Origin of the sequence: Stutzerimonas chloritidismutans AW-1 (assembly GCF_000495915.1) — a bacterium.
In the GTDB taxonomy this organism is placed as follows: Bacteria; Pseudomonadota; Gammaproteobacteria; order Pseudomonadales; family Pseudomonadaceae; genus Stutzerimonas; species Stutzerimonas chloritidismutans.
Map to the genome: position 1 here is coordinate 21643 of NZ_AOFQ01000001.1, position 22738 is coordinate 44380.

Here is a 22738-nt window from a genome sequence, read left to right on the forward strand (position 1 = left end):
GTGGCAACGCAGCTGCGAGCCGGAATCTTGCGCAATGGTCGAGTGCTGCTAAGTTGAGCTGCTGATCAGGTCCGCCACGGTGGGGGGGCTGCCGTGTTGCCACTACGCACGAACGAGGAACAGGTCATGACAGAACAAACCGGATGCAAGGGGCTTTCACTGATCAATCCGCCCGGCCTCTATGACCCAACATCCAACGGCTATTCCCACGTTGCGGTGCTGCCGGCGGGGGCGCGGATGGCGTTCATCGCCGGGCAGGGTGGTGAGGCGGTTGATGGCCAGCTGTCAGTCGATTTTCGCCAACAGGTGCGCCAGGCGCTGCGCAACCTGTGCATCGCCATCGAGGGCGCAGGCGGGACGCCGGCGCAGATCGCCAAGCTCGGCGTGCTGATCGTCGACCACAGTGAAACTCGCCTGCACATTTTTGGCGACGAGCTGGAACGTGCGCTGGGGCCGGGACCGAAGCCTGCTTGTACGCTGACTCCGGTGCCGCGCCTGGCGTTGGACGGCATGCTCTTCGAAGTCGAGGCGGTGGTGTTGTTGGCAGAGGGTTAGCTGAGTACCGCCGGTCGGCGCGTCATGGGACTGTCAAGCGTGGTGGGTACATCAGGAGCACTACCCACTCGCAAGGAGACCCCGTCATGACCGCACCGGATCAGAAACGCCGCCAACTGCTGCAGGGCATCGGCGCCGGCCTCGCCCTGCCGGCATTGGGCGTTGCGCCCGCTATCATCGCCGCGCCGCGCGAGCGTCCGCAGATGCTCGACGGCGTGCAGTCCGGTGACGTGGCGGGCGACCGCGCGCTGATCTGGAGCCGCTGCGACCGGCCCGGCCGACTGATCGTCGAGTGGGATACGCGCAGCCGTTTCGGCAATCCACGGCGCATGGCCTCGTTGATCACCGACGCTAGCCAGGACTTCACTGCCCGTGTCGATCTGCGCGGGCTTCCGGCGGATCAGTCGATCTTCTACCGCGCGCGTTTCGAGGATGCCCGCAGCGGCATGCTCAGCGAGCCCTGGTTCGGCCATCTGCGCAGCGCACCAACTCGCGCGCGCAATATCCGTTTCGTCTGGGGTGGCGATACCTGCGGCCAGGGCTACGGCATCAACCCGGACTTCGGCGGCATGCGTATCTACGAAAGCATGCGCATGCGCCGACCGGACTTCTTTCTGCACAGCGGCGACGTGATCTATGCCGACGGGCCGATCCCCGCCGAAGTGACCGCCGAGGACGGCAGTGTCTGGCGCAACCTGGTCACTGAAGAGAAGAGCAAGGTCGCCGAGACGCTGCGCGAGTTTCGCGGCAACTACCGCTACAACCTGCTGGACGAGAACCTGCGCGCCTTCAATGCCGAGGTGCCGCAGATCTGGCAGTGGGATGACCACGAGGTGACCAACAACTGGTCGCCGAGCAAAGAGCTGGATGACCGCTACCAGCAGGTGCGCGACATCGATACGCTGGTGCAGCGCGCACGCCAGGCGTATCTGGAATACGCACCGATGCGCCTGGCCCGCGGCGACAAGCTCGGGCGCATCTATCGCAAAGTCAGCTACGGGCCGCTGCTGGATGTGTTCGTGCTGGACATGCGCAGCTACCGCGGGCCGAACACCCACAACCTGCAAGCGGAGCAAGGCACCGACACGGCGTTTCTCGGCCGCGAGCAGCTGCGCTGGCTCAAGCGAGAGCTGCGAGCCTCGCGCGCAACCTGGAAGGTCATCGCCGCCGACATGCCCATCGGCCTACACGTACCGGACGGTCCGCGCTGGGAGGCGATCGCCAATGGCAACGACGGCGAGGCGTTGGGCCGGGAGCTGGAAATCGCCGACCTGCTGACCTTTATCCAGCGTGCACGAGTGCGCAACACCGTCTGGCTGACCGCGGATGTGCACTACTGCGCGGCGCACCACTATCACCCCAATCGCGCCGCCTATCAGCGTTTCGAACCGTTCTGGGAGTTTGTCGCCGGGCCACTGAACGCCGGCAGCTTCGGACCGAATCCGCTGGATGGCACCTTCGGCCCGGAGGTGGTGTTCCAGAAGGCTCCGGCGACTGCGAACAGCTCGCCGCGGGCGGGCTTCCAGTTCTTCGGTGAGGTGGAGATCGACGCCCAGAGCGGTGAGCTGGGCGTGAGTCTGCGCGACATCGACGGGACGGTGGTCTACAGCCAGACGCTTGAGCCCTGGCAGCCCGCCTGAGCCGGCTCAGCCGAGCAGGAAGTTGCCGGCGCGGGGTTCACCTTCCAGCGCCGGGACTTCTGCCTCGTCCTTGAGCTGTACGCCAGAGAGCTGCCGGCGGCTGGCTTCGCGCATCAGATAGAGCAGGCGGTGCGCGGCCAGGTTGTAGCTCAGGCCCTCGGGGCGAATGTTGGAAATGCAGTTGCGCTGCGCATCGTGCCGGCCGACCTGCGGCGCCCAGGTGAAGTACAGGCCCAGGCTGTCCGGCGAACTGAGGCCTGGGCGTTCGCCGAGCAGAATGACCACCATCCGCGCCTTCAGCCGCTGGCCGATTTCGTCGGCAATCGCGACGCGGCCCTGTTCGACCAGGGTGATCGGTCCGAGCGCCCAGCCTTCGGCCTGACACTGCTCGGCGATCTTCAAGGCCATCGGTGCGGCGTGGCGCTGCACCGCCAGTGCGGAGAGGCCGTCGGCGATCACCAGCGCCAGATCGCAACCGTCGCCCGCATGCTCATCGAGCGTGGCGGCGCTGGCTTCGTCGAGGCGCCGACCGAGGTCCGGGCGCTGCAGGTAGATCTGCCGGTCGGTGGCGGCGCTGCGCAGATGCAGATGGCTGAGGTCATGCTTTTCCAGTTCGGCGGCCAGTGCTGCGCAGTCCAGCGGCAGATGCACGGCATCGCGCGCCTGGGCATGGGCGAACTGGAAATCCAGCTGCGCGTCGGTGGGCAGGCTGACACCAGCCCGGCCAAGGGCGATGCGTGCCGGGGTCAGCTGGCGCAGGTGCTGCCAGGGATTCTCTATCGTGGGAGATCGATCAGGCATGGCTACCTCGGAGCGTGACGGTCAGACGCGTGAAGAAGCGCGCAGCGTTTTCCACCTGGGCATGGCCGAGGTAGCAAGAGCAGCTTCATGCCATTTTCTCCAGCGCCCGGCGGAACGGCTCGGGCAGCTCGCGGCCGAGCTGCAGGCGGTTGCCGTCCTGCCGGAGGATCTGCATCTTCGCCAGCCACTCCTCGAACTCTGGCGCGGGCCTGAGGCCCAGCACCTGGCGCACGTAGAGCGCGTCGTGGAAGGAGGTGGTCTGGTAGTTGAGCATCACATCGTCCGAGCCGGGGATGCCCATGATGAAGTTGATGCCCGCTGTGCCGAGCAGGGTCAGCAGCATGTCCATGTCGTCCTGGTCGGCTTCGGCGTGGTTGGTGTAGCAGATGTCGCAGCCCATGGGCACGCCGAGCAGCTTGCCGCAGAAGTGGTCTTCCAGCCCGGCGCGGATGATCTGCTTGCCGTTGTAGAGGTATTCCGGGCCGATAAAGCCGACCACGGTGTTCACCAGCAGCGGCTTGTAGCGGCGTGCGACGGCGTAGGCGCGGGCTTCGCAGGTCTGCTGATCGACGCCGTGGTGGGCGTTGGCCGAAAGGGCGCTGCCTTGGCCGGTCTCGAAATACATGAGATTGTCGCCGAGGGTGCCGCGCTTCTGCGAAAGACCGGCCTCGTAACCTTCCTGCAGGGTCGCCAGGTTGATGCCAAAGCTGGCATTGGCCGCCTCGGTGCCGGCGATGGACTGGAACACCAGATCCAGCGGCGCGCCGCGGTTGATAGCCTCGATGGAGGTGGTGACGTGGGTGAGGATGCAGGCCTGGGTCGGGATCTCGTAGCGGCTGATCACCGCATCGAGCATCTTCAGCAGCTCGCAGATGCTGGCGGTGCTGTCGGTGGCCGGGTTGATGCCGATCACCGCGTCGCCGTTGCCGTAGAGCAGGCCGTCGAGGATGCTCGCAGCGATGCCGGCGCCGTCGTCGGTGGGATGGTTCGGCTGCAGCCGGGTGGACATGCGTCCGGCCAGACCGATGCTGTTGCGAAAGCGGGTGACAACGCGGACCTTCTGCGCGACCAGGATCAGGTCCTGCACGCGCATGATCTTCGATACCGCCGCGACCATCTCTGGCGTCAGGCCCGGTGCCAGAGCCTTTAGTGACGACTCGTCCGCCTCCTCGCCGAGCAGCCAGTTGCGGAAATCGCCCACAGTCAGGTGGCTGACCGGGGCGAAGGCAGCGGCGTCATGGCTGTCGATGATCAGCCGAGTCACTTCATCGCTTTCGTAGGGAATCAGTGCTTCCTCGAGAAAACGCTTGAGCGGCACCTGGGCCAGGCACATCTGCGCCGCCACGCGTTCGGCGTCGCTGTCGGCCGCGACCCCGGCGAGCAGGTCGCCGGAGCGCGCCGGGCTGGCCTTGGTCATCACCTCGCGCAGGTCGTCGAAGCGCCAGGTGGTGCCGCCCACGCTGTGCGAGTAAGCCATGTCAGCCTCCTTCTCTCAGTGCAGCGATGCTTCGGCCTTCTCGATTGCCGCGAATTCCTCTTCCGGCGTGCCGGCCACCAGATGGTGTCGACTGTAGATCGCAAAGTAGGCGATGAAGATCCCGTAGATGATCGCGGCGCCGATCACCACGCGAGGATCGACCAGGAAGCCCGCGATGACCGCGATGCAGGCCAGTACCAGCGCCACGCCAGAGGTGACGATGCCGCCGGGTGTCCTGTACGGGCGATGCAGATCCGGCCGGCGCAGGCGCAGCACGATGTGCGAAGCCATCATCAACACGTAGGAGATGGTCGCGCCGAACACCGCGACGAGGATCAGCAGGTCGCCCTGGCCGGTCAGCGAGAGCAGGAAGCCGATCACGCCGGGGATTACCAGGGCCAGCACCGGCGCCTTGTTCTTGTTGGTCAGCGACAACTTGCGCGGCAGGTAACCGGCGCGCGACAGCGCAAAGATCTGTCGTGAATAGGCGTAGATGATCGAGAAGAAGCTGGCGATCAGCCCGGCCAGGCCGACCAGATTGACGAAGCCGCTCATCCAGGTGGACGAACCGTAGGCGGTGGTCAGCGCTTCCACCAGCGGATTGCCGGACGCCACCAGCGTGCTGGAGCCGGCGCCGCCCGGGCCGACCAGCAAGATCAGGCCGGCAAAGGCGACCAGTATCAGCATGGCGCCGATCAGCCCGCGTGGCATGTCGCGCTGCGGGTTCTTGGTTTCCTCGGCAGCCAGCGGCACGCCTTCCACAGCGAGGAAGAACCAGATCGCGTAGGGAATCGCCGCCCAGATTCCGACGTAGCCGTAGGGCAGGAAGTTGCTGGCACCGGCAGCGGTGGTCGGCGCGATGTCCAGCAGCTTGTCCACCGAGAAGTGCGGCACCATCGAGATGATGAACACCGCCAGCGCCAGGGCGGCGACGGCGGTGATGATGAACATCAGCTTCAGCGCCTCGCCGACGCCGAAGATATGGATGCCGATAAAGATGATGTAGAAGGCGAGATAGATCAGCCAGCCGCCGATGCCGAACAGCGATTCGCAGTAGGCGCCAATGAATACGGCGATGGCTGCCGGCGCGATGGCGTACTCGATGAGGATCGCCGTACCGGTGAGAAAGCCACCCAGCGGGCCGAACGCGGTGCGTGCGAAGCCGTAGCCGCCACCAGCCGTGGGCACCATCGATGACAGCTCGGCCAGCGAGAAGCACATGCACAGGTACATGGTCGCCATCAGCAACGTGGCGATGAACAAGCCACCCCAACCGCCCTGGGCGAGCCCGAAGTTCCAGCCGGCATAGTCGCCGGAGATCACGTAGGCGACGCCGAGACCGACCAGCAGCACCCAGCCGGCGGCGCCTTTCTTCAGTTCGCGTTCCTGGAAATAGCTACTGCCAACGGTTTCGAAATCTATTGCATGGTGCGGTGGCGTTGAACGGCTGTGTTCGAGAGCCATGGGGGAATCCTCTTGGATAGGTTGGCAAGTCTCTCCCTAGCAAGCGCCATGCCCCACGCTACAAACGGGTTGTTTGCAGTGATTTGTCAGCCAAGTTCAGCAGGAACGCACCTTTTGCGTGCTCCACAGCACCACGGCGGAGCCCGGCAGGTGTCTTGTTCAAGGCACGGGCGGCATGTGCCGCCCGTGCTGATCCATCAGAAGAAGCCCAGTGGGTTGATGTCGTAGCTGATCAGCAGGTTCTTGGTCTGCTGGTAGCTGTCGAGGATCATCTTGTGGGTTTCGCGACCGACGCCGGACTTCTTGTAGCCACCGAACGCGGCATGCGCCGGATAGAGGTGGTAGCAGTTGGTCCAGACGCGCCCGGCCTTGATCGCCCGGCCCATGCGGTAGGCGCGGTTGATGTCGCGGGTCCATACGCCAGCGCCGAGGCCGTACTCGGTGTCGTTGGCGATGGCCAGGGCTTCGGCCTCGTCCTTGAAGGTGGTGACGCCGATCACCGGGCCGAAGATCTCCTCCTGGAACACACGCATCTGGTTGGTGCCCTTGAGCAGGGTCGGCTGGATGTAATAGCCGGTGGCGAGCGAGCCTTCGAGCTTCTCCGCTGCGCCGCCGGTGAGCACTTCCGCGCCTTCGCCCTTGGCGATCTCCAGGTAGGACATGATCTTGTCGAACTGCTGCTGGCTGGCCTGGGCGCCGACCATGGTCTCGGTGTCCAGCGGGTCGCCGCGCTTGATCTGCGCGACCTTCTTCATCACCGCTTCCATGAAGGGGGCGTAGATGGATTCCTGCACCAGCGCGCGCGACGGGCAGGTGCACACCTCGCCCTGGTTGAAGAAGCCCAGTACCAGGCCTTCGGCGGCCTTCTCGATGAAGGTCGGCTCGGCCTGCATGATGTCTTCGAAGTAGATGTTCGGGCTCTTGCCGCCCAGCTCGACGGTGCTCGGGATGATGGCCTCGGCGGCGCGCTTCATGATGTGCGAGCCCACCGGTGTGGAGCCGGTGAAGGCGATCTTGGCGATGCGCTTGCTGCTGGCCAGAGCCTCGCCGGCTTCACGACCATAGCCTTGCACCACGTTGAGCACGCCCGGTGGCAGCAGGTCGCCGATCACCTCCATCAGTACCGTGATACCCAGCGGTGTCTGCTCGGCCGGTTTCAGCACCACGCAGTTGCCTGCCGCCAGTGCCGGGGCAAGTTTCCAGGCGGCCATCAGGATCGGGAAGTTCCACGGGATGATCTGCCCGACCACGCCCAGCGGCTCATGGAAGTGATAGGCCGCGGTGTGCTCGTCGATCTCGGCTGCGGTGCCCTCCTGGGCACGGATGCAGCCGGCGAAGTAACGGAAGTGGTCAGCCGCCAGCGGGATATCGGCGTTCAGCGTTTCCCGCACGGCTTTGCCGTTGTCCCAGGTTTCAGTGACGGCGAGCATCTCCAGGTTCTGCTCGATACGGTCGGCGATCTGCAACAGGATCAGCGAGCGCGCCTGCACGCTGGTCTTGCCCCAGGCATCGGCAGCGGCATGGGCGGCGTCCAGCGCCTTCTCGATGTCGGCGGCGTCGGAGCGTGGAAACTCGGCAATCGGCTGTCCGTTAACCGGAGACAGGTTGGTGAAATACTGCCCGTTGACGGGTTCGACGAACTCGCCATTGATGAAGTTGCCGTAGCGGGCCTTGAGGGTAACGAGGGCACCGTCGGTGCCGGGAGGGGCGTAGATCATGGGGGGCTCCGGTTTGTTCTTGGATGGAGATTCGCTGCATAAAGCGTAGATCACGACTTGAATACTGTCGCGGTGGCCAGGGGCGCTTTTCTTGGCGGCAGAGCGAGCGCTGCCGCGCGGTCGGGCCGGGACAGAAGCCCCGGCCCAGGGGCTCAGAGGGCGCTATGGAAGATCGCTTCGATTTCCTCTTGTGTGGCGCGGCGCGGGTTGGTCAGGCCGCAGGCATCGTTCATGGCGTTGGCGGCCAGCGTCGGGATGTCATCGGCCTTGGCGCCAAGCTCGGCCAGGCCGCCCGGAATGCCGATTGCCTGCGACAGGGTACGGATTGCCACGAGTGCGGCTTCGGCACCCTGCGCGGCGTCGAGTCCGCGGGTCTCCACGCCCATCGCGGTTGCAACGTCGCGCAGGCGTTCGGGGCAGACGCTGGCGTTGTAGCTCTCCACGTGAGGTAGCAGTACGGCGTTGCAGACGCCGTGCGGCAGATCGTAGAAGCCGCCGAGCTGGTGAGCCATGGCGTGGACGTAGCCCAGCGAGGCGTTGTTGAACGCCATCCCGGCGAGGAACTGTGCGTAGGCCATGGCTTCGCGGGCCGGCATGTCGCTGCCGTTCTCGACGGCGGTACGCAGGTTCGCCGAGATCAGTTCGATGGCCTTGAGCGCGCAGGCATCGGTGATCGGCGTGGCGGCGGTCGAGACATAGGCTTCAATCGCGTGGGTGAGGGCGTCCATGCCGGTCGCGGCGGTCAGCCCCTTGGGCATGGCGACCATCAATGCCGGGTCGTTCACCGACAGCAGCGGCGTGACATTGCGGTCGACGATGGCCATTTTCACGTGGCGGGTTTCGTCGGTGATGATGCAGAAGCGAGTCATCTCGCTGGCGGTGCCGGCGGTGGTGTTGATCGCCACCAGCGGCAGTTGTGGTTTGGCCGAGCGGTCGACGCCTTCGTAGGCGGCGATATTCCCGCCGTTGGTGGCGCACAGGGCGATGCCCTTGGCGCAGTCATGAGGCGAGCCGCCACCGAGGGAAATGATGAAATCGCAGGCGCTGTCGCGCAGCTGGGCCAGGCCCTTCTCGACGTTGCCGACGGTTGGGTTCGGTTGTGCGCCGTCGAATACGATCGATTGGATATCCGCAGCAGCCAGCAGCGCGGCGACCTTTTCGGCGACGCCTGCTCGTGCCAGTCCGACATCGGTGACGATCAGCGCTTTGCGAAAGCCGTAGTTGGCGATGGCGACCATCGCTTCATCAAGGCTTCCGGCGCCCATCATGTTCACTGCGGGTATGAAGAAGGTGCTGCTCATGGTGAATGCCTGCGATTGTCTGGAATGAGGTTTTCGCAGCATCGCATCTGGACCTGAGGGCGAAATGATCTGGCTCAAGAAGGTGACTGGTCGGTCTTGTTTCGGCTCTGCGTCCGACTAACGGTGCCTGGTCGGCTGGCGGTACCTGCTGTGCTAACCTGCGCCGCAGTTTTTCAGTGGGTCTCACCGCTTTTGAGGGCATCCATGCATATCCACATTCTCGGCATCTGCGGCACCTTCATGGGTTCGCTCGCGGTGCTGGCCAAGGAACTCGGGCATCGCGTCACCGGCTCCGACGCCAACGTCTATCCACCGATGAGCACCCAGCTCGAAGCCCAGGGCATCGAGCTGACCCAGGGCTACGAGCCGAGCCAGCTCGAGCCGGCGCCGGATCTGGTGGTGATCGGCAATGCCCTCAGTCGCGGCAACCCGGCGGTGGAATACGTGCTGAACAAGGGCCTGCCCTATGTCTCCGGCCCGCAGTGGCTGGCCGACCACGTGCTGCAGGGGCGCTGGGTGCTGGCGGCGGCCGGAACCCATGGCAAGACCACCACCAGTAGCATGTTGGCCTGGGTTCTGGAACATGCCGGCATGAGCCCGGGATTCCTCATCGGTGGCGTGCCGCAGAACTTCGGCATCTCCGCACGGCTCGGCGGTACGCCGTTCTTCGTGGTGGAGGCCGACGAGTACGACAGCGCCTTCTTTGACAAGCGCAGCAAATTCGTCCACTACCGCCCGCGCACCGCGATCCTCAACAATCTCGAATTCGACCACGCGGACATCTTCCCGGATCTCGCCGCTATCGAGCGGCAGTTTCATCATCTGGTACGCACGGTGCCGGGCGAGGGACTGATCATCCATCCCGAGTCGGAAGGTGCGCTCAAGCGCGTCATCGGCATGGGCTGCTGGACCCCTGTGCAGACCACCGGTGACGGCGGCCAGTGGCAGGGGGGGGGGGGCCGCGAAGCTGCTCAGCGCCGACGGTTCGCGCTTCGAGGTGATCTTCGAGGGCGTCGTACAGGGCGTAGTGGAGTGGGAGCTGACCGGCCAGCACAACGTCAACAACGCGTTGGCGACGCTCGCCGCGGCGCGGCATGTGGGTGTGCTGCCGAAGCAGGGCGCCGAGGCGCTGAGCGAGTTCCTGAGCGTCAAGCGACGCATGGAAAAGGTCGCCGAGGTCAACGGCGTGACCATCTATGACGATTTCGCCCACCATCCGACCGCCATCGCCACCACCCTCGACGGCCTGCGCAAGCGCGTCGGTGATACGCCGATCATCGCGGTGGTCGAACCGCGTTCCAACTCCATGAAGCTCGGCGCGCATCGCGAGGGCCTGGCTGAATCCGTGGCGCTGGCCAACCAGGCGATCTGGTACGCACCCGCCAATCTTGGCTGGGATCTGGCCGCAACCGTCGCCGGCTCGCCGGTGCAGACCACGGTCTGCGATTCGCTGGAGGCGATCATTGCCAAGGTCAAAGCTGACGCCGTGCCGGGCACCCAGGTGGTGGTCATGAGCAATGGCGGTTTTGGTGGGTTGCACGGCAAATTGGCTGAGGCGTTGAGCTGATTGCTCACGGTGGAAAACGCTTCGCGGTTTTCCACCCTACGATGACCGTGGGTAGGGTGGAAATCGCCGAAGGCATTTCCACGCGGATCGCATCAGCAAGTAGGGTGGGCCGGGCGACGTTCCGCTTCAGCCCGCCCGAACACGACCAAGTGGCTACAAGGGAACAAATGTATGAACGGACCGGAACGCATCACCTTGGCCATGACCGGCGCATCCGGCGCGCAGTACGGCCTGCGCCTGCTCGATTGCCTGATCCAGGAAGACCGCGAGGTGCACTTCCTGATCTCCAAGGCCGCGCAGCTGGTCATGGCCACCGAGACCGATGTGGTGCTGCCGGCCAAGCCGCAGGCCATGCAGGCGTTCCTCTCGGAATACACCGGTGCCGCCGCAGGGCAGATCCGCGTGTTCGCCAAGGAGGACTGGATGGCGCCACCGGCCTCCGGCTCCGGCGCACCGACCGCGATGGTGGTGGTGCCATGCTCGACCGGCACGCTCTCGGCGATTGCCGCCGGCGCCTGCAACAACCTGATCGAGCGTGCCGCCGACGTCGCGCTCAAGGAACGTCGCCAGCTGATCCTGGTACCGCGTGAGGCCCCTTATTCGAGCATTCACCTTGAGAACATGCTCAAGCTATCCAACCTCGGGGTGACCATCCTGCCGGCCTCGCCGGGCTTCTATCACCAGCCGCAGACCATCGACGACCTGGTCGATTTCGTCGTAGCGCGCATCCTCAATCTGCTCAATATCCCGCAGGACATGCTGCCGCGCTGGGGCGAGCACCATATCGTCAGTGACGACTGAGATGATCGGCCGAGCGCTGCTACTTCTGGCGACGCTGAGCCAGCTCGGCGGCTGTGCCAGCGTGCGCACGCTGGATGCCGCCAAGCCCGGCGCACCGATCATCTATTCCGGCACACGCCTGGACTGGTACAGCCTCAACGGCGGTTGCTGCCCGATGGATCGTTTCGGTGCCATGCCGCCGAAATATCCCGCGCTGGATCTGCCCGCCAGCGCCCTGGTGGATACGCTGCTGTTGCCCTTCGCCGTGGCGGCGGAGCTGGGTGTCGGCCTCGGCGTGCGCGGCGGTCTTTGAGCGGCGCGCCTTATTACTGATCTGGGTTCAGGCTGGCCTCCCGTGCAGCAGGCATAATTTCCCCGTCTGCGGCACAAGGAGAACAGGTGTGAAAGACCGAACTCAGTTCCACATGAATTACTGGATGATCGCCATTCTGGTGTTCCTCGGCCTGCAGTACCTGCTGTCGATCCAGCAGGAGGTGGCGACCATCCCTTACAGCGAGTTCGAGCAGCACCTCAAGGAGGGCCGCGTCGAAGAGCTGGCGATCACCGAGCGGCGCATCGAGGGCTTGCTCAAGGAGCCTTTGGCCAGCGGTCAGCGACGTTTCATCAGCAACCGCGTCGAGCCGCAGCTGGCCGAGCATCTGCAGCAGTACCCGGTGCGCTACACCGGCAAGGTGGAAAGCACGCTGGTGCGTGACCTGCTGTCGTGGATCGTCCCGGCCATTCTCTTCTTCGGCGTCTGGCTGTTCCTGCTAAAGCGCATCGGCAGCGGCCTGGGTGGCGGCGGCATGATGCAGATCGGCAAGAGCAAGGCGCGTGTCTACGTCGAGACCGACATGAAGGTGAGCTTCGCTGATGTCGCCGGCGTCGACGAGGCCAAGGACGAGCTCAAGGAAATCATCGAGTTTCTCCGCGATCCGCAAACCTATGGCCGCCTAGGCGGGCGCATGCCCAAGGGCGTGCTGCTGGTCGGTCCACCCGGCACCGGCAAAACGTTGCTGGCGCGCGCCGTCGCTGGCGAGGCGAAGGTGCCGTTCTTCTCCATTTCCGGTTCCGAGTTCGTCGAGATGTTCGTCGGCGTCGGTGCCGCGCGGGTGCGCGATCTCTTCGAACAGGCGCGGGCCCAGGCGCCAGCGATCATCTTCATCGACGAACTGGATGCCCTCGGTCGCGCCCGCGGTGCCGGGCCGCTGTCCGGCGGGCATGACGAGAAGGAGCAGACGCTCAACCAGCTGCTGGTGGAGATGGACGGCTTCGATACCTCCAGCGGATTGGTCCTGCTGGCGGCCACCAACCGCCCGGAAATTCTCGACCCGGCCCTGCTCCGCGCCGGCCGTTTCGACCGCCAGGTGCTGGTCGATCGGCCGGACAAGGTCGGGCGGGTGCAGATTCTCAATGTGCACCTGAAGAAGTCGCGTCTGGGTATCGATGTCGACCCTCAGGCCATCGCCGCGCTGACGCCGGGCTTTACCGGTGCCGACCTGGCCAACCTGGTCAACGAAGCGACGCTGCTGGCGACCCGGCGCAATGCCGAGGCGGTGGCGATGGAAGATTTCACCGCGGCTATCGAACGCATCATCGCCGGCCTGGAGAAGCGCAATCGCCTGCTCAACCCGCGCGAACGGGAGATCGTCGCCTATCACGAGATGGGCCATGCCCTGGTGGCCATGGCTCTACCGGGGGTCGATCCGGTGCACAAGGTGTCGATCATCCCGCGCGGCATGGGCGCACTGGGCTACACCATCCAGCGGCCCATCGAGGACCGCTTCCTGATGACCCGCGAGGAGCTGGAAAACAAGATGGCCGTACTGCTCGGCGGGCGCGCGGCGGAATGGCTGGTGTTCGCCCATCTGTCCACTGGCGCCGCGGACGATCTGGCCAAGGTCACCGACATTGCCCGGGCCATGGTCACCCGTTACGGCATGTCCAAGCGTCTCGGGCATCTGGCGCTGGAGCGTGAGCCGAACTCGTTCCTTGGCAACGAGGCGATGCTCGGCCTCAAGCCGCAACATGATTATGCCGAGAGCACCGCCACGGCGATCGACGAGGAAGTGCAGGAGCTGGTGCAGTCTGCATTCCAGCGCAGCCTGGGGCTGCTCGAGGAGCGGAATGAACTGCTTGAGCGCTGCGCGCGTCGTTTACTGCAGCAGGAGACGCTGGATGCCGATGAGCTGCGTGAGCTCAGCGCGGCTCCAGCCAGCGATCCGGCACAGGCATCCCCTCAGGCCTGATGCGGCCTCAGGGCTGGCGAGTCAGTCGGGCTGGCGCTGGGCATGTTGCGCCAGCGCCCACTCGACATGCTCGCGTACCAGCTCCGAGGGGTCGTCGCGGCGCGCCTGGAGCGCTTCCAGCACCGGGATGCTCGACGGCGCGTTGCCCAGGCCGACCGCCAGGTTGCGCAGCCAGCGCTGGTAACCGGCGCGGCGTAGCGGCGAACCCTCGGTGCGGCTGAGAAACTCCTCTTCCGTCCAGCGGAACAGGGTCGCCAGCTCGGCGTTGTCCAGGCTATGGCGTGGTTGAAAGTCACTCTGCTCGGTGGGGCGGGCGAATCGGTTCCACGGGCAGACGATCTGGCAATCGTCGCATCCGAATACGCGGTTGCCGATCTTGTCGCGCAGCTCGACGGGGATCGCGCCTTTCAGCTCGATGGTGAGATAGGAAATGCAGCGTCGCGCATCGAGTAGCCGTTCGCCGACGAAGGCATCGGTGGGGCAGACGTCCAGGCAGGCGTGGCAGCTGCCGCAGTGATCGCGAGTCGTCGGTTCGTCGACCGGCAGAGCGATATCGACGAACAGTTCGCCGAGAAAGAACCAGCTGCCGGCCTTGCGGTTGAGCAGCAGGGTGTTCTTGCCGATCCAGCCGAGCCCTGCCTGCTGCCCGGCGGCCTTCTCCAGCACCGGCGCGCTGTCGACGAAGGCGCGAAAGCCGAACGGGCCGACCATCTGCTGAATGCGCTCGGCGAGCTGCTGGATGCGTTTGCGGATCAGCTTGTGGTAATCGCGGCCCAGCGCATAGCGTGACACATAGGCCTTCTCGGGACTTGCGAGCTGCTGCGTCATGCGCGTGTCGCCGGGCAGGTAGTCCATGCGCAGCGAGATCACCCTGAGCGTGCCCGGCACCAGTTCGTCCGGCCGCGAACGCTTGCTGCCGTGGGCGGCCATGTAGTCCATCTCGCCCTGATAACCGGCTGCCAGCCAGGCCTCCAGATGCGCTTCGTGCTCGCCGAGGTCGACATCGGTGATCCCCACCTGCTGGAAGCCGAGCTCACGCCCCCATTCCTTGATGGATTGGGCGAGGGCGGCGGGGTCGAGAGAGAGGCTGGACATTGGAGAGCGGCATGACAGGCGGGGGCGTATAATTCTGCCAGACATTCCGCCGCGATGATCCCTGCTCCGATGACCGATTCCCTGCCCGTCGCTCTGTATACCGCCGCCCAAGTGCGCGAACTCGATGCGCGCCTGATTGCCGCCGGCACTCCCGGTTTCGAATTGATGCAGCGTGCCGCTCATGTCGCATGGCGTGCGCTGCGTCGGCGCTGGCCGGATGCCGGGGCGGTCACCGTGCTGGCCGGACGTGGCAATAACGCGGGCGATGGCTACATCGTCGCGGCGCTGGCGCAGCGCTCCGGCTGGCAGGTGCGGGTGCTGGCGGTGGGCGATCCGCAAGCTTTGCAGGGCGATGCCGCGCAGGCCCTGGCCGAGGCACGGGCGAGCGGTGTGGTCGTCGAGCCCTGGCATGCCGAGGCGATGTTGCAGGGCGTGCTGGTGGATGCGCTACTGGGCACCGGCATTGCCGGTGACGTGCGCGAGCCATATGTCGCAGCGATCGAGGCGATCAATGCCAGTGCGCTACCGGTGCTGGCCATCGATCTGCCGTCCGGGCTCTGCGCCAACAGCGGGCGGGTGCTGGGTCACGCGGTGCGTGCCGATCTCAGTGTGACCTTCATCGGGCTCAAGCTCGGGCTGTTCACCGCGGACGGCCCGGATCGCGTCGGTACGTTGGTATTCGATGATCTGCAGACCGATCCGCAGATCGTCAGTCAGGTCGCAGGCGACGCTGTACGCCTGGATCAGTCAACGTTGGTGCCTGTCGCGCCGCGCTCGCCGGTGGCGCACAAGGGCAGCTTCGGTCAGGTGCTGGTCATTGGCGGAGATCTGGGGACCGGCGGCGCCGCGCTGCTCAGCGCCGAGGCGGCGTTGCGCTGCGGCGCGGGTATGGTGACGCTGGCGACTCGTCCGGAACATGTCACCGCTGCGCTGGTACGACGCCCGGAAATCATGTGCAGTGGCGTCGAGTCGACCTATAGCTTGACCGCGCTGGTCGAGCGCGCCGATGTGCTGGTGGTCGGCCCGGGCCTGGGGCAGGCGCCCTGGGGACGCAGCCTGCTGTCGCTGGCGGCGCAACATGAGTTGCCGCAGGTGTGGGACGCCGATGCGCTGAACCTGCTGGCGGCTGGCGGCATCGAATTGCCGGCAGCGAGCGTGATCACCCCGCACCCGGGCGAGGCTGCGCGGCTGTTGCAGTGCTCGGTAGCTGAAATCCAGGCTGATCGCCCCGCTGCGGCGCGTGCGCTGGCCCATCGCTACGCCTGCGTGGCACTGCTCAAAGGCGCCGGTACGCTGATCGCCGCCGCGGATGGTCGGCTGTCGCTCTGTGATCGCGGCCATCCGGCGATGGCCAGTGCCGGTTTGGGCGACGTGTTGGCCGGCGTGATCGGTGCGTTGCTGGCGCAAGACCTGACGCCATTCGACGCGGCCTGCCTGGGGGCGTGGTTACACGCCTCCGCTGGCGAGCTCTTGGGTGAGCAGGGGCGCGGACTCGCCGCCAGCGATCTGATTCCCGTGGTTCGTCAGTTGCTCGAGGAGCAGTCGCCATGCCGGAAGTGAATCTGTATGCCGCAGACGAGGCTGCCATGCTCGCGCTGGGCGCACGCATCGCTCAGGCGACCGGCGGTCGTGGCGTCATCTATCTGCATGGCGACCTGGGTGCGGGCAAGACCACGTTGTCGCGCGGCCTGATTCGTGGCTTCGGTCATGCGGGCAAGGTCAAGAGTCCGACCTTCACATTGGTCGAACCCTACGAGTTGGGCGATGTGCAGGTTTACCACTTCGACCTGTATCGTCTGGTCGATCCTGAAGAACTGGAGTTCCTCGGCATCCGCGACTATTTCGAAGGCAATGCGCTGTGTCTGATCGAATGGCCGGAGCGCGGGGCCGGCATTTTGCCAAAGGCCGACATGGACATTACCATTGCACCGCATGAGGCCGGCCGTACGCTGCGCCTGTCGCCCCACACCGCGCGGGGCGAAGCCTGGTGTGTCGCCCTGACCGACGGAGAGCTATGAATAACATGGGTTTGGGTACGCGCATTCGCACCCTGATTGGTGGACTGGTGCTGTTGCTGATGGCAACCGACCTTCATGCCGCCAGCGATGTGCAGAGCGTGCGTCTGTGGCGTGCGCCGGACAACACCCGCCTGGTGTTCGATCTATCCGGCCCGGTCGAGCACAAGATCTTCACCCTTACCGCGCCTGATCGGCTGGTCATCGACGTGACCGGCGCGACGCTCAAGGCCGAACTCGACAAGCTGCCGTTGAAGAACACGCCGGTCGCCTCCCTGCGCGCCGGCCAGCACGATGCTGACACACTTCGCGTGGTCGTCGATCTGCATGCGCCGGTAGCGCCGAAGAGCTTCAGTCTGGCGCCCAATCAGCAATACGGCCATCGCCTGGTGGTCGACCTCTTCGATCAGGCGACAGCCGCTCGCGCCGCGACCCAGCCGCCAGCCACCGCCACTCCGGCGACACCCGCCGCGCCGGTTTCCCCGACCCTGCCGGCGGTGAAGCTGCCGGCTACGGCGAGCAGTAAGCGCGACATCGTGATCGCCATCGACGCCGGTCATGGTGGCGAAGACCCCGGCGCGATTGGCCCCGGCAAGATCTACGAGAAACACGTGGTACTGCAGATTTCCAAGGAACTGCAACGACAGATCAACGCCGACAAGGGGTTTCGAGCCGAGCTGGTGCGCACCGGCGACTACTTCATCCCGCTGCGCAAGCGCACCGAGATCGCGCGCAAGAAGGGCGCCGATCTGTTCGTCTCGATCCATGCCGATGCTGCGCCGCGTTCGGCGGCCTACGGTGCCTCGGTGTTCGCCCTGTCCGACCGCGGTGCTACCTCGGAAACCGCGCGCTGGCTGGCCGACAGCGAGAACCGTTCCGACCTGATTGGCGGTGCCGGCAACGTCAGCCTGGGCGATAAGGATCAGATGCTTGCTGGTGTGCTGCTGGACCTGTCGATGACGGCTTCGTTGTCATCGAGCCTGAATGTCGGGCAGAAGGTATTGAGCAACATGGGGCGCATCACTCCACTGCACAAGCGGCGGGTCGAGCAGGCGGGCTTCATGGTGCTGAAGTCGCCGGATATTCCGTCGATTCTGGTGGAGACCGGCTTCATCTCGAACCCGTCTGAGGCCAAGAAGCTGCAGACGGCGAGCCACCAGCAGTCCCTGGCGCGCTCGATCCACAGTGGCGTAAGGCAGTTCTTTCATGAGAATCCGCCGCCTGGAACCTATGTGGCCTGGTTGCGGGATTCCGGCAAGATCGCCAGTGCGCCGCGCGAGCACGTCGTACGTTCCGGCGAGAGCCTGGCATTGCTCGCCCAGCGCTATCAGGTAAGCCTGACTTCCCTGCGCAGCGCCAACAATCTGCGCAATGATGTGATCAAGATCGGCCAGACGCTGAGCATTCCCGCCACCACGCTGGCCTCGCAGCCATGAGCGACGTGCCGCGCATCCAGCTGCTAAGTCCGCGGCTGGCGAACCAGATTGCCGCCGGCGAGGTGGTGGAGCGCCCGGCCTCGGTGATCAAGGAGCTGCTGGAAAACAGTCTGGATTCGGGCGCGCGACGTATCGATGTGGACATTGAGCAGGGCGGGGTCAAGCTGTTGCGAGTGCGCGACGACGGCTGCGGCATTCCGCCGGACGATCTGCCGCTGGCCCTGGCGCGTCACGCCACCAGCAAGATTCGTGATCTGGAAGACCTCGAGCGGGTCATGAGTCTGGGCTTTCGGGGCGAAGCGCTGGCTTCGATCAGTTCCGTCTCGCGTCTGACCATGACCTCACGCACCGCCGATGCCAGCGAGGCCTGGCAGGTGGAGACCGAGGGGCGTGAAATGGAAGCGCGGGTGCAGCCCGCGGCGCATCCAGTGGGCACCTCGGTGGAGGTGCGCGATCTGTTCTTCAATACGCCGGCGCGACGCAAGTTTCTGCGCACCGAGAAGACCGAATTCGATCACCTTCAGGAAGTCATCAAGCGCCTGGCGCTGGCGCGTTTCGACGTGTCCTTCCATCTGCGCCATAACGGCAAGGTCGTGCTGGCGCTGCACCAGGCCGAAGACGATGCGGCGCGCGCGCGTCGTGTCGCTTCGGTATGCGGGCCGGCGTTCCTCGAGCAGGCGCTGCCCATTGAGATCGAGCGTAACGGCTTGCGACTGTGGGGCTGGGTCGGGCTGCCGACCTTCTCGCGCAGTCAGGCGGACCTGCAGTATTTCTACGTCAACGGGCGCATGGTTCGCGACAAGCTGGTGGCCCATGCGGTACGCCAGGCCTATCGCGATGTGCTGTTCAACGGCCGGCACCCGACGTTTGTGCTGTTCCTCGATGTCGACCCGGCGGTGGTGGACGTCAACGTGCACCCGACCAAGCATGAAGTGCGCTTCCGCGACAGCCGCATGGTGCATGACTTCCTTTACGGCACGCTGCATCGCGCCCTGGGGGATGTGCGGCCGGAAGATCAGCTCGCGGCACCGGCCAGCGTCACGCCGATGACGCAGGTTTCCGGACTGGCCGCTGGCGAGTTCGCCGGGCAGAACGAAATGAGTCTGGCGGCCAGTGTGCTTGAGCGGCCCCAGGGTGATACGTCGTCCTGGCGCGGCGCAGGGGCCGGTTATCAGGCGCCACGGCCTGCTTCGGCCGGCTATACCGCCGAAGCTCAGGGTGCTTATCGCGAGTTCTTCACACCGTTGCCCGAAAGCGGTCCCGCGGCACTGCCGGCGAGTCAGGATGACGTGCCGCCGCTGGGGTATGCGCTGGCGCAGCTCAAGGGCGTCTACATCCTCGCCGAAAATGCTCAGGGCATGGTGTTGGTTGACATGCACGCCGCTCACGAACGCATCACCTATGAGCGACTGAAAACCGCCATGGCCAGCGAAGGCTTGCGCGGGCAGCCATTGCTGGTGCCTGAGTCGATTGCGCTGAGTCAGCGTGAAGCCGACTGCGCCGAAGAGCACGGGCAATGGTTTCAGATGCTGGGTTTCGAGCTGCAACGACTGGGGCCGGAAACCTTGGCGATTCGACAGATCCCGTCGCTGCTCAAGCAGGCCGAAGCGACCCGGCTGGTCCGCGACGTGTTGGCCGATCTGCTTGAGTACGGCACCAGTGACCGTATTCAGGCCCATCTGAACGAGCTGCTGGCGACCATGGCGTGTCATGGCGCAGTGCGCGCCAACCGGCGGCTGACGGTGCCCGAGATGAACGCCTTGCTGCGCGATATGGAACATACCGAGCGCAGCGGGCAGTGCAATCACGGGCGTCCGACCTGGACGCAGCTCGGCATGGACGAGCTGGACAAGCTGTTCCTGCGCGGTCGCTGAGTAATCCTCGCGGCGAACCGTGCTTGCAGCCGGCCGCCTGTCGCCGGAAACTATGCGGCCAAGACCGTCGAGCTTCCTGATGTCCGCTCTCCCTCCTGCCATCTTCCTCATGGGCCCCACTGCGTCGGGCAAGACCGATCTTGCGTTGGAGCTGGCGCGCTTGCTGCCCTGCGAGCTGATTAGTGTCGATTCGGCGCTGGTCTATCGTGGCATGGATATCGGCACGGCGAAGCCGTCGGCTGAGGTGTTGGCCGAGTTTCCCCATCGTCTGGTGGACATTCTCGACCCGGCCGAGAGCTACTCGGCTGCAGAGTTCAGCGCAGATGCCCTGGCGGCCATGGCCGAGATCAGCGCGGCTGGCCGAATTCCTCTGCTGGTTGGCGGCACTATGTTGTATTTCAAGGCGTTGCAGGAAGGACTCGCCGATATGCCGGCAGCTGACCCGTTGCTACGTGCCGAGCTCGAGGCGCTGGCCGCGACGCAAGGGTTGCAGGTGCTGCACGATCAGTTGGCCCAGGTGGATCCGGAGTCGGCAGCGCGCATTCATCCTAACGATCCGCAGCGGCTGGTACGCGCACTAGAGGTATATCGCGTCAGCGGCTTGACCATGAGCGAGCATCGCGCCCGACAAAGGTCGCAAAAAGCCGTCGCAGACGCTCCAGGCTCAGGAGTCTTGCCTTATACTGTCGCGCAACTGTGCATCGCCCCCGCACAACGCCACATCTTGCATGAACGCATCGAGAGACGTTTCCTGCACATGGTTGAACAGGGCTTTGTCGAAGAGGTCGAAGCCCTGAGGGATCGGGGTGATCTGCACCTTGGCATGCCGTCGATTCGAGCGGTTGGTTATCGTCAGGTCTGGGAATATCTGGACGGATCATCGACCCGAGAGGAAATGGTGGAGCGCGGCATCATCGCAACCCGGCAACTGGCCAAACGGCAGTTCACCTGGTTGCGAAGCTGGGGGGAGATGCACTGGCTGGACAGTTTGTCCCGCGACAATCTGCCGCGCGCATTGAAATACCTGCAATCGCTCTCCATATTGAGCTGACACTGCGAATTGACCGTCTATTCTCAGACAAGTGGATCGTCGGTTGTACTTTTAGAACACTAATGAAAACAGATCCTCTAAGGAGTGCGGCACATGTCAAAAGGGCATTCGCTACAAGACCCTTACCTCAACACACTGCGTAAGGAACGCGTCCCGGTTTCCATCTATCTGGTCAACGGCATCAAGCTGCAGGGCCAGATCGAATCCTTCGACCAGTTCGTCATTCTTCTGAAAAACACCGTCAGCCAGATGGTTTACAAGCACGCCATCTCCACTGTGGTTCCGGGCCGCCCTGTGCGCCTGCCGACCGCTGGTGATGCCGAGCAATCCGAGTCGAGCAACGACTGAGGTAGGTTTCTTTGTTCTTCGAACGTCCCGGTGGTGGTGAGCGGGCTATCCTGGTGCACCTGGACGGCCAGGACCCCGCGGCGCGCGAGGACCCTCAGGAATTCCAGGAGCTGGCGCGCTCGGCAGGCGCCGAGGCGGTTGGCTTCGTCAATGTCGCCCGGCATCAGCCGTCCGCCAAGTTCCTGATCGGCAGTGGCAAGGTCGAGGAGCTGCATGACCTCGTCAAGGATGGCGAGGCCGAGTTGGTGATCTTCAATCACACCCTGACGCCTAGCCAGGAGCGCAACCTCGAGCGAGCGCTCGAATGTCGCGTGCTGGATCGTACCGGTCTGATTCTGGATATCTTCGCCCAGCGCGCACGCACCCATGAAGGCAAGCTACAGGTCGAACTGGCCCAGCTTGAGCACATGAGTACGCGCCTGGTTCGCGGCTGGACTCACCTTGAGCGACAGAAGGGCGGTATCGGTCTGCGTGGCCCGGGTGAAACCCAGCTGGAAACCGACCGCCGCTTGCTGCGTGTGCGCATCCGGCAAATCAAGCAGCGTCTGGAAAAGGTCCGCGGTCAGCGCGAGCAGGCCCGTCGCGGGCGTCGTCGTGCCGATATACCCTCCGTGTCGCTGGTTGGTTACACCAACGCCGGCAAGTCCACCTTGTTTAATGCGCTGACCGAGTCGGATGTGTACGCGGCCAATCAGCTGTTCGCCACGCTCGATCCGACGTTGCGGCGGCTTGAGCTGGATGATGTCGGGCCGGTGGTGCTGGCCGACACCGTGGGTTTCATCCGTCATCTGCCACACAAGTTGGTGGAGTCCTTCAGGGCTACGCTGGAAGAGTCCAGCAACGCCGATCTTCTCTTGCATGTCATCGATGCGCACGAGCCAGAGCGTGATCAGCAGATCGAGCAGGTGCTGGCGGTGCTCGGTGAGATCGGCGCCAACGAGTTGCCGATGCTCGAGGTCTACAACAAGGTTGACCTGATGGAGGGCATCGAGCCGCAGATTCAGCGCGACGCCGATGGCAAGCCGCAGCGTGTCTGGGTGTCCGCTCGTGATGGATTGGGGCTGGATCTGGTGCGCCAGGCCATTGCCGAGCTGCTGGGCAACGATCTGTTTGTCGGGACGCTGCGCCTGCCACAGCGGCTCGGGCGGCTGCGGGCGCAGTTCTTCGAGCTCAGCGCGGTGCAGCGGGAAACGCATGATGACGAGGGTGGCAGCCTGCTGGAAGTTCGCTTGCCAAGAATCGAATTGAATCGCTTGATCAGTCGCGAAGGGTTGCGGGTGGATGAGTTCATCGAGCAACACACTTTGCAATAAAGCCTCTAGTGGCAATTTTGCCGGTAGTTCGGGGCTTTCTGTAGCATTGGTGGG

The 22738-nt window shown here is 64.6% G+C and carries 18 protein-coding genes and 1 pseudogene; 13 read left to right on the top strand and 6 right to left on the bottom strand.

Features of this window, described 5'->3' with window-relative positions; translation table 11 throughout:
* Positions 1 to 126: 126 nt before the first annotated feature.
* Positions 127 to 555, top strand: a complete 429-nt coding sequence (locus F753_RS25475; protein WP_023443661.1) for a RidA family protein — start codon at positions 127 to 129, stop codon at positions 553 to 555.
* Positions 556 to 641: 86 nt separating this feature from the next.
* Positions 642 to 2195 (top strand): alkaline phosphatase D family protein, encoded by a 1554-nt coding sequence (locus tag F753_RS25480; protein WP_023443662.1) that lies wholly within the window; start codon positions 642 to 644, stop codon positions 2193 to 2195.
* A gap of 6 nt (positions 2196 to 2201) precedes the next feature.
* Here the strand turns inward: F753_RS25480 and eutC are convergent, their stop codons facing one another.
* The 5 genes from eutC to yiaY all read right to left on the bottom strand — a co-directional run bounded on the left by eutC (position 2202) and on the right by yiaY (position 8956).
* Positions 2202 to 2996 carry an ethanolamine ammonia-lyase subunit EutC gene (gene eutC / locus F753_RS25485; protein ID WP_023443663.1) on the bottom strand — a complete coding sequence of 265 codons (795 nt, stop codon included), beginning with the start codon at positions 2994 to 2996 and terminating at the stop codon, positions 2202 to 2204.
* 85 nt (positions 2997 to 3081) lie between these two features.
* Positions 3082 to 4473 (bottom strand): ethanolamine ammonia-lyase subunit EutB, encoded by a 1392-nt coding sequence (locus tag F753_RS25490; RefSeq protein ID WP_023443664.1) that lies wholly within the window; start codon positions 4471 to 4473, stop codon positions 3082 to 3084.
* Positions 4474 to 4488: 15 nt separating this feature from the next.
* Positions 4489 to 5937 (bottom strand): ethanolamine permease, encoded by a 1449-nt coding sequence (gene eat, locus F753_RS25495; protein ID WP_023443665.1) that lies wholly within the window; start codon positions 5935 to 5937, stop codon positions 4489 to 4491.
* 197 nt (positions 5938 to 6134) lie between these two features.
* Positions 6135 to 7655 carry an acetaldehyde dehydrogenase ExaC gene (gene exaC, locus F753_RS25500; protein ID WP_023443666.1) on the bottom strand — a complete coding sequence of 507 codons (1521 nt, stop codon included), beginning with the start codon at positions 7653 to 7655 and terminating at the stop codon, positions 6135 to 6137.
* 152 nt (positions 7656 to 7807) lie between these two features.
* Complete coding sequence (yiaY, locus tag F753_RS25505; RefSeq protein ID WP_023443667.1) at positions 7808 to 8956, bottom strand: L-threonine dehydrogenase; 1149 nt, start codon at positions 8954 to 8956, stop codon at positions 7808 to 7810.
* Between the two features lie 204 nt (positions 8957 to 9160).
* Between yiaY and mpl the strand changes: the two are divergent.
* The 4 genes and pseudogenes from mpl (at position 9161) to ftsH (ending at position 13552) form a co-directional block, all read left to right on the top strand.
* Positions 9161 to 10523: pseudogene (gene mpl, locus F753_RS25510) on the top strand (UDP-N-acetylmuramate:L-alanyl-gamma-D-glutamyl-meso-diaminopimelate ligase).
* A gap of 171 nt (positions 10524 to 10694) precedes the next feature.
* Positions 10695 to 11324: a flavin prenyltransferase UbiX gene (ubiX, locus tag F753_RS25515; protein WP_014819036.1), complete on the top strand. Its 630-nt coding sequence runs from the start codon at positions 10695 to 10697 to the stop codon at positions 11322 to 11324.
* 1 nt (position 11325) lies between these two features.
* Entirely contained in the window at positions 11326 to 11616 is a 291-nt protein-coding gene (locus tag F753_RS25520; RefSeq protein WP_014819037.1) for a YceK/YidQ family lipoprotein, read from the top strand.
* An 88-nt stretch (positions 11617 to 11704) separates the two neighbouring features.
* On the top strand, positions 11705 to 13552 hold the full coding sequence (gene ftsH / locus F753_RS25525) for an ATP-dependent zinc metalloprotease FtsH (RefSeq protein ID WP_031297078.1): 1848 nt from the start codon (positions 11705 to 11707) through the stop codon (positions 13550 to 13552).
* Between the two features lie 21 nt (positions 13553 to 13573).
* Here ftsH and queG read toward each other — a convergent pair whose 3' ends face one another.
* Positions 13574 to 14647 (bottom strand): tRNA epoxyqueuosine(34) reductase QueG, encoded by a 1074-nt coding sequence (queG, locus tag F753_RS25530; RefSeq protein WP_023443669.1) that lies wholly within the window; start codon positions 14645 to 14647, stop codon positions 13574 to 13576.
* 69 nt (positions 14648 to 14716) lie between these two features.
* Between queG and F753_RS25535 the strand changes: the two genes are divergently transcribed.
* The 7 genes from F753_RS25535 to hflX all read left to right on the top strand — a co-directional run bounded on the left by F753_RS25535 (position 14717) and on the right by hflX (position 22684).
* Complete coding sequence (locus F753_RS25535) at positions 14717 to 16207, top strand: bifunctional ADP-dependent NAD(P)H-hydrate dehydratase/NAD(P)H-hydrate epimerase (protein ID WP_023443670.1); 1491 nt, start codon at positions 14717 to 14719, stop codon at positions 16205 to 16207.
* On the top strand, positions 16195 to 16665 hold the full coding sequence (tsaE, locus tag F753_RS25540; protein ID WP_014819041.1) for a tRNA (adenosine(37)-N6)-threonylcarbamoyltransferase complex ATPase subunit type 1 TsaE: 471 nt from the start codon (positions 16195 to 16197) through the stop codon (positions 16663 to 16665). Before F753_RS25535 ends, tsaE begins: the two co-directional genes overlap by 13 nt.
* Positions 16662 to 18098 (top strand): N-acetylmuramoyl-L-alanine amidase, encoded by a 1437-nt coding sequence (locus F753_RS25545; RefSeq protein WP_023443671.1) that lies wholly within the window; start codon positions 16662 to 16664, stop codon positions 18096 to 18098. Before tsaE ends, F753_RS25545 begins: the two co-directional genes overlap by 4 nt.
* A complete protein-coding gene (mutL, locus tag F753_RS25550) occupies positions 18095 to 19972 on the top strand; it encodes a DNA mismatch repair endonuclease MutL (RefSeq protein WP_023443672.1) in 1878 nt (625 codons plus the stop codon). Before F753_RS25545 ends, mutL begins: the two co-directional genes overlap by 4 nt.
* Before the next feature lie 79 nt (positions 19973 to 20051).
* A complete protein-coding gene (gene miaA, locus F753_RS25555) occupies positions 20052 to 21023 on the top strand; it encodes a tRNA (adenosine(37)-N6)-dimethylallyltransferase MiaA (protein ID WP_023443673.1) in 972 nt (323 codons plus the stop codon).
* 93 nt (positions 21024 to 21116) lie between these two features.
* Positions 21117 to 21371, top strand: a complete 255-nt coding sequence (hfq, locus tag F753_RS25560; RefSeq protein ID WP_003298547.1) for an RNA chaperone Hfq — start codon at positions 21117 to 21119, stop codon at positions 21369 to 21371.
* Positions 21372 to 21382: 11 nt separating this feature from the next.
* Positions 21383 to 22684 carry a ribosome rescue GTPase HflX gene (gene hflX, locus F753_RS25565; RefSeq protein WP_023443674.1) on the top strand — a complete coding sequence of 434 codons (1302 nt, stop codon included), beginning with the start codon at positions 21383 to 21385 and terminating at the stop codon, positions 22682 to 22684.
* Positions 22685 to 22738 lie beyond the last annotated feature (54 nt).